Annotated in this window: 9 protein-coding genes and 2 pseudogenes; 4 read left to right on the top strand and 7 right to left on the bottom strand. The window is 39.2% G+C overall.

Translation table 11 applies throughout. The features are described from left to right. Positions 1 to 638: 638 nt before the first annotated feature. From ACMX3D_RS05035 to ACMX3D_RS05025, 3 genes are all read right to left on the bottom strand, one after another. The gene (locus tag ACMX3D_RS05035) at positions 639 to 1,130 is read right to left on the bottom strand and encodes an orange carotenoid protein N-terminal domain-containing protein (protein ID WP_482750361.1); all 492 of its coding nucleotides are present in this window, start codon (positions 1,128 to 1,130) and stop codon (positions 639 to 641) included. 573 nt (positions 1,131 to 1,703) lie between these two features. Further along, a complete protein-coding gene (locus tag ACMX3D_RS05030) occupies positions 1,704 to 4,529 on the bottom strand; it encodes a CHAT domain-containing tetratricopeptide repeat protein (RefSeq protein ID WP_482750360.1) in 2,826 nt (941 codons plus the stop codon). A gap of 150 nt (positions 4,530 to 4,679) precedes the next feature. Further along, entirely contained in the window at positions 4,680 to 6,494 is a 1,815-nt protein-coding gene (locus ACMX3D_RS05025; protein ID WP_482750359.1) for a ShlB/FhaC/HecB family hemolysin secretion/activation protein, read from the bottom strand. A 931-nt stretch (positions 6,495 to 7,425) separates the two neighbouring features. Between ACMX3D_RS05025 and ACMX3D_RS05020 the strand changes: the two are divergent. The 3 genes and pseudogenes from ACMX3D_RS05020 to ACMX3D_RS05010 all read left to right on the top strand — a co-directional run. Continuing rightward, positions 7,426 to 7,892, top strand: a pseudogene (locus ACMX3D_RS05020) (transposase family protein); the annotation flags it as partial. 168 nt (positions 7,893 to 8,060) lie between these two features. Beyond that, positions 8,061 to 8,240: pseudogene (locus ACMX3D_RS05015) on the top strand (IS5/IS1182 family transposase); the annotation flags it as partial. A gap of 281 nt (positions 8,241 to 8,521) precedes the next feature. Beyond that, positions 8,522 to 12,148, top strand: a complete 3,627-nt coding sequence (locus ACMX3D_RS05010; protein WP_482750358.1) for a CHAT domain-containing protein — start codon at positions 8,522 to 8,524, stop codon at positions 12,146 to 12,148. A 461-nt stretch (positions 12,149 to 12,609) separates the two neighbouring features. Here the strand turns inward: ACMX3D_RS05010 and ACMX3D_RS05005 are convergent, their stop codons facing one another. The 3 genes from ACMX3D_RS05005 to ACMX3D_RS04995 form a co-directional block, all read right to left on the bottom strand. Continuing rightward, positions 12,610 to 13,314: a tetratricopeptide repeat protein gene (locus ACMX3D_RS05005; RefSeq protein ID WP_482750357.1), complete on the bottom strand. Its 705-nt coding sequence runs from the start codon at positions 13,312 to 13,314 to the stop codon at positions 12,610 to 12,612. A gap of 792 nt (positions 13,315 to 14,106) precedes the next feature. Then, positions 14,107 to 16,236, bottom strand: a complete 2,130-nt coding sequence (locus ACMX3D_RS05000; RefSeq protein ID WP_482750356.1) for a CHASE2 domain-containing protein — start codon at positions 16,234 to 16,236, stop codon at positions 14,107 to 14,109. A gap of 205 nt (positions 16,237 to 16,441) precedes the next feature. After that, positions 16,442 to 17,011 carry a superoxide dismutase family protein gene (locus ACMX3D_RS04995; protein ID WP_482750355.1) on the bottom strand — a complete coding sequence of 190 codons (570 nt, stop codon included), beginning with the start codon at positions 17,009 to 17,011 and terminating at the stop codon, positions 16,442 to 16,444. 96 nt (positions 17,012 to 17,107) lie between these two features. Between ACMX3D_RS04995 and ACMX3D_RS04990 the strand changes: the two genes are divergently transcribed. Beyond that, entirely contained in the window at positions 17,108 to 18,094 is a 987-nt protein-coding gene (locus ACMX3D_RS04990) for a pentapeptide repeat-containing protein (RefSeq protein ID WP_482750354.1), read from the top strand. Between the two features lie 18 nt (positions 18,095 to 18,112). Here the strand turns inward: ACMX3D_RS04990 and ACMX3D_RS04985 are convergent, their stop codons facing one another. Further along, positions 18,113 to 19,870, bottom strand: coding sequence for an FAD-binding oxidoreductase (locus tag ACMX3D_RS04985; RefSeq protein WP_482750353.1), 1,758 nt, complete (start codon positions 19,868 to 19,870; stop codon positions 18,113 to 18,115). Positions 19,871 to 20,020: the final 150 nt, after the last annotated feature.

The raw sequence follows: 20,020 nt of genomic DNA, 5'->3' as shown, positions 1-20,020 counted from the left end.
TTCTGATGATCAATCAAGCTTCTTGAATCACATATTTAGACCTAAAACAATAAATTTTATCTTTGAATTTTAATATTTAAAATACCCAAAATCAAAAAAAATACAATTGTATTGTATACTGATATTTTGTATTTAAAAATCATCAATAATCTGTGACTTTTACCTGAATTACTATCCTTAAAATCATATTAATTCTCAGCTTTTTTAAGACTTAAATTACATATTTAAGTCTATTGCATACTCACACTGTAATTTTTTATAAATTATAAATAAAGTAAAGGTGGTCAGGTTAGAAGCCTTAGTGTTTCCCAGCACTAGGGCTTTACTTTATTGATATTTCTATTTCAAGGATGTAGTAAAGTTAGCAAAAACAATTCACTTCTTAGTTGAAAAAATAAAATTTTTCAACCACTCGTCAGATAGATGAAATTCCTGGCAAGAAAATTTAAATTATGAAATACAAAGCAAAGGGCGTTACGAATTTAGGGTGCATCTATCCTAATGAGCAACCAAAAAATACACAGAGTAAATAAATTTTTACTCTGTGTTTATTTGTGATGATCAATGCCAGTGTATGATGACAGATCAGAGATTGACTATCTGATTACAGTCAGCAAGGCGATCGCAAATAATAAATATTAAATTTCAGCGCCTGCTTTAGGTTCAGCACCCATTGGAGAAACGTAATCACGGAAAAGATTAATCTGCTGTTCAAAAGGTAATTCTTTGACTTGGTTCAGCAGAGTGTCAGCTTCTGAGGAAAGGCGATAACCAGCAGGTACAGGAATAATCACGTTACTGTCCATACCTTGAGATAGGCGATACCAAAATAGTAGCTTGGTGGTATCGCTCAAAGAACCATATTCGCGTCCAATTTGAGTGTCTGCTTTATTAATTAAGTCTCGCTGAACTTGTAGTTGTTCTTCGTGACTTAACTCTTTGACTTGATTAAATAAACTTTCGGCAATTTCTGGAGAAACAGTACTAGCAGCAGGAGCCGCTGGAGTCACAGATTTACCCATTTCTTTATAGATGAACCAGAACAAAGCTAGTTGTTGATCTACATCTAATTTTCGCCATGCTTCAACATATTTACGAATGGTGGGATCACTGGTTTGAGTATAGGTCATAACGAAATTACTTGTAATTTATGAGTGCTATTAGCAACCTTATCAAACACAGATTTGGAGTTTAACCCTACTGAAGATAGAAGTAGCTCAATCAAAAAGAATAATCAATACAGCATAATTCTGTATTTAGAATTCAGAATCCAGAATTAAAATGGCTTCTCTACCTAGCTTTGCAAATTTAATTGTGTAATTAAATTATTGGAAATATTTTGTATGACAAGCAGAGAATTACGACAATTTGAGTAATATTAAAAGTTGATTTTTCTATCAAATATCATAGCAAAAAACCTGCTATGGATGGTTATTAACTATGAGAAAAACATTAATTAGTTATCTCCAGAGATAGATGCTGATCAACTAAAATACAAAAACCCTAATTTTTCTAAAAAATTAGGGTTCTTTCAGATATTTTTAACTGAACCGTATTGATTTAAAGTAAGTTCGATGGATGTAAAAACCCCTCTCCAAACCTCTCACCCACGCTGGGAGAGGCTTTGAAATGCTAATTTTTTCGTGGCAAACGAGGTATGTTTTTGCCCAGGTTGGGGAGAGGTTCATCGAACTCACCTCGATTTATAACCAGTTACCTACCAAAACGTAAGGTGCCCAATAGTAAGGATGTTTATACAAATCCTTATATTCAGGGTCTGTCAAAAGGAGCATTTGAGCGCGTTTCAAAGCTTCTGCTTTACTGACTTTAGTATTAGCAAACTGTTTATAAAACTCGCCCATTAAAGTTGCAGTGGCTTGATCGTCTACACTCCACAATGTTGCTAGTGTACTCCGCGCCCCAGAACGCAGAGCAAATCCCGCAATCCCTAATCCAGCACGTTTATCGCCACTAGCAGTTTGGCAAGCACTCAAAACCAGCAATTCGATCGCATTTCTTTGGCTTGTCTCTCGGCTTTGTAATAACGAACTTAACTCGTTGACGTTGACGCGATCGCTGGCTAAGGTTGGGTCTTTCACGTTAGCATCTTTCCAAGTCAAAATGAATGTGTCTTCGGCTTTAGAACCAAACTGACCGTGGGTTGCAAGGTGAACGACAGGTGCAGCAAATGATTTCACTGTTTTTTCTAAGGCTGTTTTGGTGAATTCATTATCTAGCAGCACTCGCGCTGGTACTTCTTTTTGAATTACGTTAATTTCGTTTTTGACACTGGGTAATCCTTCAAAGTTTCCTAGTGCTTCTGTGATTCCCGCCGCAATGGTACGGGGTTTTTGTCTGGACAAGGAACGGGTAGGTAAGAGGTGTAACCCCGGTGTGAGTGCAATGTTATAGTTCTTTTGAATTAGATATTGTTTGCCATCATACAGTGCGGCCATTGGCACACTCCGCAGTGTCCCATCCAAGACAAACACCAAGTTTTTTACTTTGTATTCTTGCAACTTGGGTTCGATATCTTTAATTAACCAGTTATAAACTTTTTGCGAAACAGGCAAGAATTCACGCGTGGAACGTGTGACTAATTTTGCCCGTAGTTCTTGGATAGTCTTTTCTACTTCTGTTTGAGCAACTTTGATTGGTTGGGAACGTAATAACAAGTTCTGTTTTTCGGTGTTTGATTTGTTGGGTAGGGAGACAATCACCTCCAAGCGATCAGGCAGAATGATGGGATAAATTACTGCGGCTGTGCGATCAATTTGGTCAATTTGCACAGGATTAGCATCTAAACAAGCTTTGCGGAAGAAGTTATCTAACTCTGCTAATTGCAGCGACTCAATTACATCCCTAGCAGTTTTGAGATTTTGTTGATTGGCGGCGGAATTTTCTTCATAAGGTGAATTTTGCAGCAGCAAACTCACTAGTTCTCGATAAACAGGTTCAACTCCTTCTTGAAAGGAGAATTGCACCTCACGGTTGATGGCGACCAAATCACTACGTAATAACTTGAGGATATTGACAGCTTTGGTATAAGATGCGATCGCAGCTTGTTCGTTGCGTTGGGGATTATCTTCAGCTTTGAGAATTCGTCCTAATTGCCAATGCCAACGATAGGCAATATCAGCAGCATCAATGCCTTCAGCTAGTTTTAATGCTTGCTGGGTCAGCATTTGTGCTTCTGACCACTGGTGAGTTTGCTCGTACAAGTTGCCTAATGTGCCTAAAGCATAAGCTTCTGCACGCATATCTTTCAGGTTTTTGGCTTGGTCAACGGCGGTAGCAAGAATTTGCGCGATCGCTTTCCATTCCAGATTTACCCCAGCTGATTGAGGTGTTTCCAAGTTTTTCACATTAGTGAAGCGAGCATCTGCCAATAACTCATTTTTGGGACAATTAGCATTTGTTCCCATACTGGATGCTTCAGTTAGCTGTTTCAAGCAAGCCAAATTTTGGGCAAAGTTAATCCGCGCATAAATGGTTTTACGACTTGCTGGTGTAGCATTCAGTTGTTGCTGAATTTCCGGCCATAAACTTTGTACTTGATTCCATTGTTTCTGATCCATTAACAGGCGCATCCGATTTAGTTGTGCCTGTACCCTCGTTAAGGGTGATTTGGCAGCAGCTGCTTTTTCGTAATAATCTAAAGCGTCAGCAATTTTCTGGCTTTGCTGTTCACGATTCTGCCCTAAACTTAAAGCTTGGGCAGTGTTGCCTAAACTCAATTGAATTTCGGGAATTAATTGAGGATAGACTTGTTTTGCTATGGACAAACTTTGCTCTAACACTTGCAATGAGCCAAGTTGGTCTATTTCTTTTGCCTTGCTATCTTCTTGATTTAAATCACCAACTAGGCGCAAGGTATTACCCAAATTCAGCAGTCCTGTGGCTTTTAAGGGAGAAGCTGGTTGTTTTTGGAGTAATTGATTTACCTGAATTAAGGTAATTCTAGCGCGGCGATACAGCCCTAATGCTTGCAATGCTTGAGTTTGATTTAATTGGCTGCCAATCTTCCCTGCATCATCACCCATTTTGCTATAGATAGCTGTCGCCTGCTCCCAACTTGTTAATGCTTCTTGAGACTGTCCTGATGCTAGTTGCACTTGTCCTTGAGTGTTTAAGGCTTGGGCAAGTATCGATAAATACTCTTTAGAATCTTTTTGGGCAGCAATTTTTAATAATGCCAAACTGTCAGCGATCGCTATCTTGGCCTGGGGTAATTGTCCAATTTGCTGCTCAGCCAATGCCAGATAGTTCAGTGCTAAGGCTTGATTGAGATGATCTCTTTGAGTTTGAAAGCCTGTTGCCGCTTGTTGGAAGAGCTTCGCCGCTTCTGCAAACTTTTCGGCTTGGTAAAGTTGAATACCTTGTTCTAAAACTTGCAAAGGACTTGCTGATAGCAAAGTCTCTGCTATGGGTGCAGTAACATTTTGAATAGCAACTTGGTATGAGTTGGGAATGAGGGCAACTGGCTGAGAAATTTGAGATAGTGTCGCTAAAAAAACAAGTGCAGACATAGGATGAGCAGCTCCCACTGGCAAAGGCTGGTGATTGAGTTTGTAATTTTTAATTTGGTCTCAGAAAAAAAGCTTGATAAAGGTAATTTATTTTGTAATACCAGAAATCGTTTTAATCATTCAGACTTCAGACTGCAAACTTCAGACTTCTTAAAATGGTTGGGTATAAACTAAGGAAAAATACAGACCATTTTCCTGCAAGGTATTATTGCGGGAATTGACATCAACTAAGGGAATACCCCAATCAAAGCGGGCATTGATGCGATCGCTTTGCCATAGTAATCCCAACCCAACGGAGGCCAAGCTACTGGGGTCGGGGTTGGCACGATTGGAACTGTTGGAGGCAGTACCAAAATCAACAAATGGTGTTAGTTGTAATACACCTCCTAATTGAGGGGCGCGGAGGATGGGATAGCGTAATTCGGCAGATGCAAAAAAAGCGTTATCTGTCAATAGCAAATCTTGGCGATAGCCTCGCACGGTTTGTTGACCACCTAAACCAAACTGTTCTAGGGGTACTAATGCCCTATCGGCTAATTGCGCATCAGCACGAAGTAAAAGTAAGGTATCTGGTGCTAAAAGGCGTACCCACTGAGCTTGTCCGCGCCAGGAGAAAAATCTGCTATCTGGTGGTGCGCCGCTGTTTGTAGCATCAAAGGCATCTATACCAAAACTAAATTGCGATCGCGCTGCAAATACTTGTCTGCTATTACGTTGTGTCCAATCTTGAAAAAACCGCAATACCGAAAGGCGCGTTTGCCCATCAACCGCTCCCGGTGAAGGAAAGGGAATACGTTCACCAATCACAGGTTCTAGATAGCCGATGTCACTGTTACGCCGATTGGCTGTAATGCCAAGGGCTAATTCTGTGGTAGGTGTTTGAATGATGGGTTGGCGAAATGTAACTGCAAAATCTTGGGATCTACCTTCAATACCTAAAAAATCGAAGGGTTCTTCCACTACATTACTGGAAGTATAGTTATATTGAAACTGCACAGTTCCATTGTAGGGATTGACTGGTATTGTGTAGCTGACATCCACATCGTTACTACCATCAGTGTTGGCATAACCGATGGAAAGTCCATCACCTAAACCTAATAAGTTAGCTTGGGTGAGTTGAATTTGTCGTTGAAAGCTGCCAATACTAGGAACTCGATTATTGTTTAAACTGACTTGAACATTAAAGGTTTTCGCTTCTGATACCTTGACATCAATCACACTACTTCCAGGACGAGAACCCGCCGCCAACTCTGCCGAGATATTTTGAATTAAGGGATTAAGTTGCAGTAGTTGCAGCGCTTGCAGTAATTTATTAACGTTAAGAGGTTTACCTGTGGCTACGGCAATACGACTCCGCACATAATCTGGATTGAGCCGTTTGAGTCCCCTAACTTCTATACTTTCAACGCTACCTTCAATGACTTGAATTTTGACGACACCACCTCTAGCTTTGAAGGTTTGATCAGCAGGAATAAATGCACCGGAAGAAATGTAACCTTTGTCTGTATAGAATTTGGTCACAGCATCACTGACTCTCAGCAGTTCTGCAAAGGTGATGGGTTTACCAGTAAATTCTTTGGTAACTGCTGCTAATTGTTCGCGGCTAAATACCGTGCTACCGACTATTTCAAAGCGGTCTACGCGAATCGTGTCCAATACACCACTGGGGACTGTTTCGGGAGTGGGAGTAGTTTCGCTGGGCGTGCGGAATAAATCTTCTGGAGGCGGTAGGATAGGATTTTCGGGAGTTTCTGGTTGAGAAGGTTGCGGCAGTTGTGGCCTGGGTAAGATTTCCGGTGATGGTAGGGGTGGGGTTTGAGCCGGAGTTTGGGATATTGGATTAGTGTTTCCAGTCTGCGCCTGGACAGGACTGGGAGATAAATTGCCGAGAAACAAGGGTGCGCAGATCAGCAAAGTGAGCGATCGCCTATGATATTTCAGACTCAAAAAATATTCAGCGGGCATGGCAGGTAGATATAAACCAGGATGTTTTATGTGTTGTTGTTATGGAAGTATGGGCAATCAGTGTGACCGCCCCCTTGTTGTTGAACATCTAGCTAGTAGCAAGAGTCTGGGGCAGCAACCTAGAAACTAGACACATTTTTGCGTTCTATCTGAGTATGTTGACTCAGTAATTGGTTAGTATCGCCATGAACTAAAGTATGAAGGTATATACACAAGCGATCGCCCCAAATCTAGTAAAACTAATTGCCAGCTTTAGCCACATACGCACCCCCATTTCTTAAATTGAATTATTTCAGTATCTATTTTTTTTGATATTTAAGTTGTTTCACTAAATAATTTGCACCCAAAAATTATCCCGATTAATTATTCACTGATTTTACCAGTATATTTGCGTAGGTAATATTTCTTTTTAATGAATTTTTTGGATCAAGCACTAGATTACTGATATTGATATATCTAGGTATTTTCTCGCCGATTACAGATAATAGAACTTGAGTCTAACTTATTTAATGTATTATTAGACACGTTAGATAGCAGAGTTACTTCGCCCTTGTCATTGAATATCCAGCCTACAGCAGGCACTATCGATGTTTTTATATCAGAATGATTTGCAGGGCAAACGCATCTAAATATAGTACATAATTACTAAAAAAGAGATAAAGGCAGTGATCGCTCTCCAGTATAGAGGTTGAGCAATGAGGCTTTGATGGTAAAGTCATTGTAAAAATAGTAATATTGCGCCAGTTTGCGTGAAGCTCAAGCCCAAAATCACAATAGAGCGGCTATTATTTGAAAGCAAACGCAAGAAAATTCAAAGATTCTTATCATTACCAATCCTGAATATACAGTCAATTTGGTTTCCGATAATAGCAACCTGGTTAAATCAAAAATTCTGGAGAATCAAAGAATTTATTTAGTAATTGATAGAACTAAATGGCAGCGAAATCTCAAAGGCTGGTCAACAGAAGAAGGGTGGTTTATCTTAACGAATTTAACCGATATTACCTCGGCTATTAATGCTTATAAAAACGTTTTGACATTGAAGAAATGTTTCGAGATTTTAAAAGTGGTGGTTACAAATTAGAAGATACCAATGTTTCGGGTAATCGCTTGATATCTTTGATATTAATTAAATCCTTTGCTTATAGTATGTCCACTTTTTAAGGGCTAAAAATTAAGCGTATTGGTGTACAAAAATATGTTACTAGAGTCAAAGAATATGGACGAGTGACTCGGAGGCATAGCAGTTTTTATGTCGGTTTATATAATCAAACTTGGGTAAGTTTTATAGATAATTGTTGGTGTATTGTTCAAAAATTAATCAGATTACATCACAATAAGCTAGAGTATTATTTACGAGGTATGAGGGCTATGGAGCTTATTTTGTCTACGTTTTAGCTTTCATGTCGCCCCCTCAGCAACCTTGGATATTCTTTAATTTACTAAAACCTTGGCTCAGAGTCTTTCCAGTTTTCCATTTATCGATTGGGTTTCTGACATTAATTGCATTGATGAATCGAATGCGAGGCGCTATTCCAGACACCTTATATTCTGAGGATTTCTTATTTTCCTCTGCTTAGAGTGATGAAAGAGCGCCTATCGCATACTTCTGTTACTGCAATCGCTATTACTTTTTTAGTGATGAATCTTTCTACTCATTTATCACAGACTTTTTACGCTTTTTTATGTCGATTTTTGAAAACCACACCTTTGTTCTCGTCTAATATAATTGCAGTTTATACTTGAAATATTTATAGTCAATAAAAACTTATATTTGACTAGGGTTGAATAACTAGTCAACCCTTAAAATTGCTGTTTTCTGACTTTTTCAGCAAACCCTAATTTAGGTAAATGGTTTATTTATAACTTTTTGATATTTAAAAACTTTTTCAAAACATACTAATTTATGTATAATTTAAATCATAAAAATCCAAGTAAACATTGAATTCTAATTATAAGTTTTTATGCTAACAGTTTTTTTTTGCATACTAAATTCTGCAAAAATTAAAGCCAATTTGATCTTATTTTTGCAAAAATATACATCTAAAGCCAAAATATTAATCAGTAGTAATCTAATTTTCGGCTTATGCCTCATCCCGACAACAGTCCAAGCCCAAAACATTATTCCTGCCAAGGATGGCACAGGTACAGTTGTTAATAATTACGGCGACAACTTCTATATTAGAGGTGGTAGCTTAAGTAACGATAAAGCCAACCTTTTTCACAGCTTTAGTAAATTTGGACTTGATGCTAACCAAACAGCTAACTTTTTATCACACCCATCAATTCAAAACATTTTAGGTAGAGTCACAGGCGGGGAAGCATCTTTAATTAACGGCGTAATTCGCGTTACTGGCGGCAATTCTAACTTATATTTAATCAACCCCGCAGGGATTATTTTTGGACAAAATGCCAGTTTAAATGTCCCAGCATCCTTTACTGCCACAACTGCTAATCGCCTCGGCTTTGGTAATGATAACTGGTTAAATGCTGTTGGTACAAACAACTACAGCAAACTTATTGGCACACCCAATAGTTTCGCCTTTGATACAAATTTTGCTGGCGCAATCTTTAATCAAGGTAATTTGGTGGTGAAATCTGGTGAGAATTTGAATTTATTTGCAGTCACAGTGGCAAGTACCGGAAATTTGTCAGCACCAGGGGGTAGGGTGACTATTGCTGCTGTCCCTGGTAGTAGCTTACTACGTTTGAGTATGCCTGACAATCCTTTGAGTTTAGAAATTCAACCGCTAAATTCTACTAATAATAATTTAGCCGCTAATTCTCTGGCAGCATTATTAACTGGTGGTGGTGGCGGAAATGCAACTAATTTGGTGGTTGATAATGGCGAAGTGAAGTTAACTGGTTCTGGTTTGACTATTAATAATGGTGATGTTGTTAGTACAGGTAATATTTCTGCCCATAATGCTGTGACTATTAATGCAAAAGGTAATGTTACAACTCAAAATGTCACCACTGCTGATAGATTTAATGCTATGGCTGGTGGTGATTTTGTTAGCACAGGTGATATTTTTGCTCTTGATAGTGTAACGATTAATGCAGTCGGTAATATCAAAACTCAAAATGTCGTCACTGCTGATAGATTTAATGCTATGGCTGGTGGTGATTTTGTTAGCACAGGCGATATTGTTGCTCTTGAGAGTGTAACGATTAATCCAATCGATAATATCAAAACTCAAAATGTCGTCACTGTTGATAGATTTAATGCTATGGCTGGCGGTAATGTTTTGAGCAAAGGTAATATTTCTGCTCTTGATAGTGTGACTATTAATGCCACAGGTAATATCACAACTCAAGATATTTCCACTGCTGATAGAGTTCAGGGTATAGCTGGCTCGGTTTCTTTAATAGCAGGCGGCAATATTACAACTAATAATATTGATACTTCAGCTTTTAGTATGTTTGAAAATGCTACAGGCGGTGCAGTTAATTTAACAGCTAACAGCAACATTACCGTTGGTAGTATTAATACGAGTGGGATGAGTACTAACAATAAAATTCAAATTCAAGGTGGTGATGTCAATATTTCAGCCAATGGAACTGTTAGGGTGGTAGGAGAGATTTTTGATGGTAATCAGCCTACAGGAAATTCTATTTTTACTGGTGCATTGAATCAGCCTGGAACTGTAACTATTCAACATAATGGAGGCGTAAATAATGTTCCATTTGTGGTTGGTGATGCTAGTTTGAATGGTACAGCAGCAGCAATTAATGTTAGTAATAGGACAATTTCTCAAATTTCTGCTACATCAACAGTGCATACTTTTCCTGTTCTCCCATTAGGAGGAATAGCAGCAGGTACTCCTAATCGGATTTCGCTGATTTCTGTGAATACACCACCTAATTTAACAGTCAGAGATAGTTTACTCAATACTCAAAAAAATCAAGCTGTGAGGTTTGACTTTAGTTCATTAAACTCCAATATAAATGATGTTAATAATGATAATTCCCGGATAATTTTTGATAATTTATTATCTGGATATCTGACTCTGCAAGATGGAACACCAGTAACTAAAGGAACAACTCTGAATAGAAATACAGTTTTGACGTATACTCCACCACGAGATGCGGTTGGTCAAATTCCAGCTTTTACTATTAAAGCTAGTGATGGTGTTTCTGAGTCTGGAACACAACAAATTAATATAAACATTCCTCCGTTATCAATTTCATTACCAATTCCAAATAATCCTTCTAAAGTAGAATCTCAAACAAATAACTCTCCGGCTTCAGCACCAAATAATCCTATCAATCCGTCAAAAAATAGTCTGCTAACTGTAGACCTCAATAATTTTGGCAATCCAGAAGTGGATAATCTATTTACTAATGTACCAAGGGTAGAAAAAGATGAATATATTTTAGAACCACAAATAGAAGCTGATATATATAAAAATATCTCTAAAATAGATGATCGGTTTACTGACCAGTTTACACAATATTTGGGTACAAATAAACCAGCGGCGAAAACAATTCAAGAATCGCGGAATACTTTAGTAAATATTGAAAATCTCACAGGTGTTAAACCGGCTATAGTTTACATTTCTTTTATTCCTAAAAATTCCAAAGGCAATGTATTACAGGGACAAAGAATCACGCCAAAAGGCGATGATGTTTTAGAGTTATTGATGCTCACAGGAAAGGGTGCGCCGATTCGGAGAGTATTAGAGAATGTAACGCGAGCGCAAGTGTTAGCCGTTAGTAAAACATTTACTACCAGTATCACCAATATTGGTTCAACTAAAAATTACATGGCTCCTAGTAAACAACTATATAAGTGGCTGATTGCACCACTGCAATATAATTTAAAAGCACGGAAAATTAATAATTTAGTTTTTATCACAGATACAGGTTTGCGATCGCTCCCAATGGCCGCTCTCTATGATGGTCAACGATATCTCATTGAAAACTACAGCATTGGTTTAATGCCTAGTTTTACTCTGACTGACACCAATTATGTTGACATTAAAAAAACGGAAGTTTTGGGAATGGGAGCATCTCAATTCATGAACCTAGACCCACTACCATCTGTACCATCAGAGTTAACTACCATTACTCAGAGGCTTTGGCTTGGTAGAACCTTCTTAAATGAAGCTTTCACATTGAGAAATCTCAAAGCTCAACGACAACAAAAAGCCTTTGGAATTGTTCATCTAGCTACTCACGGAGAATTCAACCCAGGTGCGGCTAGTAACTCTTACATTCAATTGTGGGATACCCAACTGAGAATGGATCAGATACGCCAACTTGGTTGGAATGACCCACCTGTAGAGCTAGTTGTACTGAGTGCCTGTCGCACAGCCTTGGGTGACGAAGAAGCCGAGTTTGGTTTTGCCGGTTTTGCGGTACAGTCTGGTGCTAAATCTGCATTGGCGAGTTTATGGACTGTCTCTGATGAAGGGACTCTGGGATTAATGACCCAATTTTACGAAAAGTTGAAACAAGCTCCAATTAAAGCCGAAGCTCTCCGACAAGCGCAACTAGCAATGCTGAAAGGTCAAGTATGGTTAGAAATGGGTAGACTCAGAACGGCTCGTGGAGAAGTGCCTCTACCAGAGACATTAACAGAACTTGGTGATAGAATGTTGACTCATCCCTACTTCTGGTCAGCTTTTACGATGGTTGGTAATCCTTGGTGATATGGCAGGGAACAGACTTGAAAGCCCCTTAGTGTCCAGGTTTGATGATTAATCCTTGTCCTAATCTATGCTTCGACTGCTATAGTTCCTAAATGAATGGGTAGGGTCTTTACAGCAAAATTCAGAATCAGAATAGGCTCTAGATATAGCTTTAAGGCTTAAATTGTTGAATGGGAATCTTGATGATGAATTTAGCTATGCACTTGCTGCTTTGATTTGGCAGATGCGCTGAACCCAGAGTTGCATCATCTTATTTATCTCCTCAGAATATGGCAGTAGTTTTCTCCGTGATTTGAACTACAGTAGTTTCAAATTTTAAGACTACCAGAAATGGGCGGTTACACCATATTCATCGTTTATAAAAATTTTTGACTATTAATAATAAATTAAATCTTACTTGCAGAGTGATCGCTAACTGATATAGCTATTTGATGCTATTTATTTGGCAATTATCAATACAATTATTCTCGGAGGTTGGAAGCACTATGAAAAGAGTGATACATAGTATTTTCTGGAGCTAAACGTAGCGCTGTATTATAGTCTTCCATCGCTTTTTTCTGTTCGCCTAGGTCATTATAAGCTTGACTGCGCCAAAGATAGAAAAGAGCGTTTTGAGGATGGATACCAATTGCCTTGCTATAGTCATCAATTGCACCTTGCTTGTCACCCAGATTTTTACGCCTAAAATTAGCTCTTTCACCGTAAAGATAAGCATTATGAGGATTTATCCCAATCGCTTTGTTAAATTCTTCAATAGCTTTTTGACTATCACCTTGCTTGAAATAACTATAAGCTCTTTTAATATATGTTGCAATGTCTGTAGTTTCTGTAGTGTTATGTATTTCTTCCTTTAGATTTGTCACCATCGAAATAGGGCGTTCTGCAAGAACAGTCTCATCTGAATTTGTTTTCTGAAGAAAAAGTTTGTTCAAGACCAACTTTTGATTTCTGATAGCCAGCCAACCAAATACACCACTACCGGCAATTACAAGCATCAGGGACAATTGTTGCCCAATAGCGTTTTGGTTAGAACTAGAACTAAGAGCGGCCAAATGATTCAGATTACCTCTATAACTTTGATGCGCTGCTGCGGGTTTAATTTCGTCTAGAGGCGTGAACCATGCTATTGTAATTAGTGCTGTAACCGTGAGGAGTCTGTGCTTCATAAATTAGCTCGATTAGACTTAAGGAGAGTGTACAGCCAAACTTGGATGTGATTCATAAACTAAATAAGAATTGATTGACCTTGCTGTAAGCATTGTCCAGCTAGATTAATTTTTATATCTTACTCAGGGTTCCAAATTAGGAGGTTTTTATTGCTTCTAATTTTCCCAAAGTTATTCATTCTTGACTTCTGTGTTAGTACTTACCAGGTATAGTAGCAATCATCATCAATAAAAATATCTATTTTTTAGCAGATATCAGCTTTTTGCATACAATCATCCTTTCGGTAGTACAGTAATATATATGACCAAATTTTACAATATTTAAGATATAGATAATACAGCAGATAACTGCGGCGATCGCATATTTCAGAAGTAGTAAAAAATTGAGTATGAGGATATGTAGAGCGATCGCACTTTCATTTCCCTGTTTTTAGTATCTCATTAAAAAAGTGCTGCGTAGAGATTCTCAGATAGAGAAAAAGTAAAGTTTAAAGGTCAAGATGTAGCAAAGTGCTGAGTTCTGAGTTAAAAGTTCTGAGTATAAATCCAGCTTTATCAAAGCTTTGAGCAATCAACAATGTCTAACCTATATAGCTACAGCCATAAAATATTGTCATCATATTTGATTCCTGAATCACTGGTAGAGATAGGGAAATGGAAATAAAGAACAGGAAAGAAGAAATAAAGATATACTAAATTTTTTTTAGAAATCAAATAGGTGTTTCACACCACACTTCAGGCTTTACACTTTATCAACTTTAAAATCTCTGAGCTAAACCATGCTTTTTAGCACTAGAGCTTATCTAAATCTTCAAGAACTTCTTTAGCTGTTTGATATCTTCTCAGATAATCGAAGTAAGTCATCCGTTCCAATATCGCAGCTAACCCATCGGAAACTTGCGCCTTATCTCGCCAAATTAGCAAAGTTGTCTGCGGATCACGCTCAATTTCTTTCGCAACTTTTCCAGTTAAAGCTTGAATTCCAATCATTCCTAGGGCATGAATGTCACTATTTATCCTAGGTTGACCCATGAGTTGTTCAGGCGACGCATAACCAAGAGTACCCACCGCCACTGTTAAGCTTTCTTCTTCTTGATGAGGTTGAATTTGTTTGACTGCGCCAAAGTCAATCAGTACTATCCTATGGTCTGTTTCCCGCCGCATCAAATTACTGGGTTTGATATCTCGATGGATGACATTATGATCGTGGACAAAAACTAGTACCTTTAAAACATCCTTCAAGATTTTGATGACTTCAACTTCCTCAAGACGCTTACCAGGGGTCAATTCTTCGTTTAAGCAATGCCCTCTAATAAACTCCTGCACTAAATAAAATTGCTGATTCTCTTCAAAGTAAGCCAATAGTTGGGGAATTCGCTTGTGATGTCCCAAAATTTCCAGAATTTCTGCTTCTGCATTAAATAAACGCCGAGCGATTTCCATAAATCTGGGGTCTTTCTGTGCTGGTTGTAAATGCTTGACAACACATTTTGGAGAACCAGGTCGCTTGGTATCGTCGGCTAAGTAAGTATAACCAAAACCCCCGGAACCTAATACTTGTGCCACTTTGTAGCGGTTGTTCAGCAATTGGCCGCTTTGGGGCTGACTATCAACAGGTGAATTAGCTTCCTTACCAGCAGATCCACCTTCTCGTAACATCGATTTCAATAGGTCTATAGTTTGTTCTTGTTCTTTAATCTGATGGGCAATTTTATCTCGTTGTAGTTTTTCATAATATGCAGTGTAGACAACTACGCTACCAGTTGCGGCAATTAATCCTATTACAGGCTGTGCTAGTGGTATCCATCCGGCTTGGGTAAACATGACAAAACCACCGCCAACCAAGACAACCAAAGCTCCTCCCGCTCCTAATCCTAAAAGCAGTGGATGTTTAATTTTCCATCCGATCAACGCACCTATTACAGTCCAGCCCCAAAGCCAACTTACTTCTCCCCATTCTGGCAAGTACCAGAATATTGGTCTTTGGTCAATCACTGCACTAAGGATCTCACTGACAATATGGGCATGAATGACAATTCCTGGCATTTTACCAGAGTTATCTTGTCTACCAGTAGCGTAAGGAGTATTGCGAATATCTTGTTTACTGGGTGCTGTGGCTCCGATTAAAATGATTTTGCCCTTCACCCAATCAGGATTGACTTTATTGTTGAGTACGTCTGTAAAACTGACGGTTCGGGCAACATTCTGAAAAGAACGGTAGTTGAGTAATATTTGAAAACCACCATTATCGGCTGCTACATAACCACCAACGTCTGTTGGTAGACGTTTAAATACTGTTTTACCCAATTGTAATTGTATTGTGTCGCCTTTTTGGGTAATTTGCGGTTGAATTTTAGCTGTGTCATCCAGATATTGAAGTGCGGCTAAAACTGCCAGAGAGTTTTGACTTTGACAAGGCGTTTTTGGCTCAGGATTGATAAATAGCAGGGCGCGACGAATAACTGCATCGGGGTCTTCTGGAAGATCGGCAAATCCGACATTATTATTTACATCTAATCCTGGTGGTGGGGGCGTTGTAGCACTACAAATTGCAATAATTTTATTATTTTTTTGCAAGCGGCTGAGTAATTTGGCACGACCAGGTTCTACGGGGACATCTCGAAAGAAGTCTAAAGCAATTACCCGCGCCTGATTACTTTCTAATTTGCCTAAGAGTCTGTCTAATTCTTCATCAGTGGGTGTGATGTGCTTGAGTTCTTGGATATCTTGCTCTGTAAAACCGACAATCAAAAGGCGAGGGTCAGGAGGTAAATCTGCACGCCTTTGCATCATCTGATCAAAAAGCTTTAGTTCAAAGTACTCTAATAGTCTAAGCCTTTGAACTCCAACCAAAATTAGTGTAACTAGCACGCTAGTCACTATTACTGGCTGTGTGAATAATTTTTTCGCCCCTGCAAACATAGTCTTAAGAAAGTTGGATCTTTATGGTATGTCAACTACGTTCAAGTAGACAACTTTGAAGTTAGTGTAACCATACACATTAAAAGTAATTGTAGGTTGATCACTTAAACTTTCGATGCTATGTATCGGAACTGGAACAAAATTAATTAAATCTCTAAAAGTAGGGAAAATTATCTTTGATTCTCCCTACTCCAATTTAAATAAACTAGTTAGACTTTGCGATCGCACCACAAGCTAGACGACCACCACCGGCTTCATCTGCTGTCCCTCCAGCTTTTTTTTGATCCATAAGTTTATGGATAATAACTGCACTACCATCACTATCAAATAGACTTATTGGCCCATCTGAAAGAGTCACACTGCTAATAAATGCTTCTAAACGACCTTGACCTAGAGGATTAATTTTAATATTGGGTAAATCACCTAAATGATAAGGATGATTCTTCTCCACAGGAGTAGATGAACCGAAGGGGCCAGGGTCGAAATGTCCGCCAGCGGAACTAAAAGGCTTTTCTGTACCTTCTTGACAAGCTCCTTTTTCATGAATATGAACACCATGAAGTCCCGGAGTCAAGATTTTCGGGTCTCCTTTGAGTTCCACAGCCACCCAAACAGATTCATGTTCTGGATTTTGTACAGCTTTGAGAGTACCTGAAATACCAGGGCCGCTAATTTGGGCTTGAGCTTTTAGTTGTGGACTAGCACCGTTAGTCGGAGAAGCACAAGCTGTTAGTAGTACTAGACATGCAATAACGATGTAAGAGATAAATTTCATAGCTAAGATTCTCAAAACTTAATTAACACTGGTTTTGTTATTTAATATCAATCATTGCAAACCGCACAAGCCTATTAGATACAGGAGTGAGCAAAAATGAGCGAACGTTTACGTAAATGGATACAAGACTTTCAAGAGTGGATTATTTTCGCTTTGATATTTGTGTTTTCAATAGTAGTGATTCGGGTTTTTGAAGATAAACCTCCATTTAAAAGTATTGTGGAATCATTGGTTAGTTCTAAGTTTATCGGTACTCTGCAAGACTTAAGTATTTTAGCTGCGGTCATTATTTATTTCCGAGAAACTCCTTCCCGAAAAAAACAAGCACATTATGAAGCATGGCGTGTAATTAACTCAGCTTATGGACAACGAGCCAGTGGCGGCAGACTGCAAGCATTACAAGACTTAAACAATGATGGTGTTAGCTTAGCTGGACTCACAGCTGATAAAGCTTATCTAGCTGGAATTAATTTAAAAGGAGCCAACTTGCGCGATGCTGAGCTTCAAGGTACAAACCTCAAGAATGCTTGTTTACAGGAGATTGATTTGCGCAATGCTAATCTTCAGGAAGCTGACTTGAGATATGCCAACCTTGAGGGAGCAAATTTAAGAAATGCCAATCTGCAAGGACAAAGTACTAACCTCAGCTATACCAATTTTCAGAATGCTTACTTAAGTCATGCCAATTTTCAATTAGCCTACCTTTGGAGTGCAAATCTTCAAGGTGCTGATTTAAGTTATGCCAATCTTCAAGATGCTGATCTCAGTTATGCCAATCTTCAGGGAGCTAATCTCAAATATGCTAATTTCCAAGGTGCTGACCTAAGTCCGACCAATCTTGAACAAGCCAACTTCCAAGGTGCAGACTTACAAAATGCCGATCTTAGGGATGCGCAAAACTTGAAGCCAGAGCAAGTTAAATTAGCGAGGAATTGGGAACATGCTAAATATGACGAGGCTTTGCGAATTCAGCTGGGCTTAAGTCCATTTAGCCAAGAAATCGAAGTCATTCAGCCAGAAACTCCTGGTAATGACTACAATTTGTTCAATACCCAGCAGTCCCAACTCTCCGACGATGTTTAAAGCTGCTGCATTGTGTTATTAAGCATCAATCACTACTTTGCCTACAGGATAAGCAACACAAGTTAAAATATAGCCTTCTTTAATTTCACTTTCTTCTAAGGCTTCTGGATCATAGCCTTCCATTTTGACATTTCCTTCTAACTTACGTTTTTTGCAAGTACCGCAAACCCCAGAACGGCAACTACTCCGGATTTTTACTCCTTCTTGGTCAGCCAAATCTAGGATGGTTTCTTCACCATCACAAGGCACTTCTTTGCTGGATTTAGAAAAGACTAGCAGTGTTTGACTAGAAGAAGATACTGACACGGGAGCGACTGGGGTTGGTGTAGCTGCTACTGGTGTTGTAGCAACACGAGCCACAGCCTCTTGAACTGGCGCTACTTCTGTCGGTAGTTTGCCCAGCATACCGCGCAATCCTAAATTACCTGAATTACTAGCTGCAAATACTACTTGAGGTGTAGCAGGGGCTGCGGCTTTTTTAACTTTTTTCCGAGGAGGGCCAAAGCTTTCTTCGTAGTAGTTTTGCATCGGGAAGTCGATACTTTCGAGCAAGTCATTTACCGATTCCATAAAAGGATTCGGCCCACATACATAAACTGTGCGTTCTTTATAGTCTGGTGCAATTAGTTTTAACATTGCAGCGTCAAGTCTACCGGTGAAACTCATCCAACTTTGACCTGGTTCACGCCGAGTGATGCTAACGGCCAGATTAAACTTGGGATGATTTGCCGCCAACCAGTCTAATTCTTGACGATAAATGATATCTCTGGGACTACGGGCGCAATGGAAAAAGACGATATCAACATCAGAGGCGGTGTCATACAACCAACGAGACATAGACATCATCGGTGTAATTCCACTACCTGCGGAGATGAGTAACAGTTTTGGTGAGGGATTGGCAAAGCAGGTAAATTTACCTGTTGGGCCATTAACTTTCAAAGTGCTACCAACTTTTACGTTGTCGTGCAACCAATTGGAAACTAAACCAGGTGGGACATCTGAGCCAGCATCAGCCGGTGCGGGGACACGTTTAACGGTGATTTCTAGGGTGTGGGGACGGGAGGGAGTGGAAGAGATGGAGTAGGAGCGCAACACCTGTTCGCCGTTAATTTCTAAGTCGAGGGTGATAAACTGACCTGGCTTATAGGTGAAGAGCCTTGGTGGATCTGCTACGAAGCGAAAGGTTTTGACATCATGGGTTTCATCAATGACCTGGATACATTTGACGGTTAAATCTCCTTTCATCCAACGTTCAAGTTGGTTGGGCTCTACCGTCGCTAGTGGCATATACTCTTGCGGATCTGTGTTGAGGACGGCAGGAAGCGGCACTGGTTCTGGGAGTGGAGGTGGTGCAGTGGCGATCGCAATTTCTTGCTGTATGGCTTGACCGTTGCTTGTCGTGATCACGTTAGTATTAACGTTAACATTCAAATCGATCATGGTTGGTTCATTGCTGGATACTATGCTGATTACCATCAAAAAGAACCGCCCAATCTGCATCATGTCTCCTGTTTTCAGGGCATAATCTTGATTGATTTGAATTTGCTCAGCATTTAACCGCGAACCAGCACGACTTGCCAAATCTGTGTAATAATAATTGCCATTTTTGAGAGCAATCTTGCCATGCATCCGACTGACTTCAGCGCTATCTAAAACTACATTGCAGTTCGGATAGCGACCAATTAGACACTCGTGATTGAGCATGGTGTCTAAGTTGAGGTCTAGTTCTTTAAGTTCGTTTGGTTGCTGTGGGTCAATGATTCTGAGTTTAAGCATATTAATTACCTAATATGTCAATTTCTACGTGTTTTTACTGACAAAATTAACTGAAATTGTTTACATTTTATGTTGTAATCATTACCTAAACTCAACAGAGGTAATGAGGAGTAAGGCAAGACTGACGCTGATAGTTTTAACTGGGATGGC

It is taken from the genome of Anabaena sp. TISTR 8404 (assembly GCF_056847745.1).
This window is presented reverse-complemented; position numbering and strand designations above follow the sequence as displayed.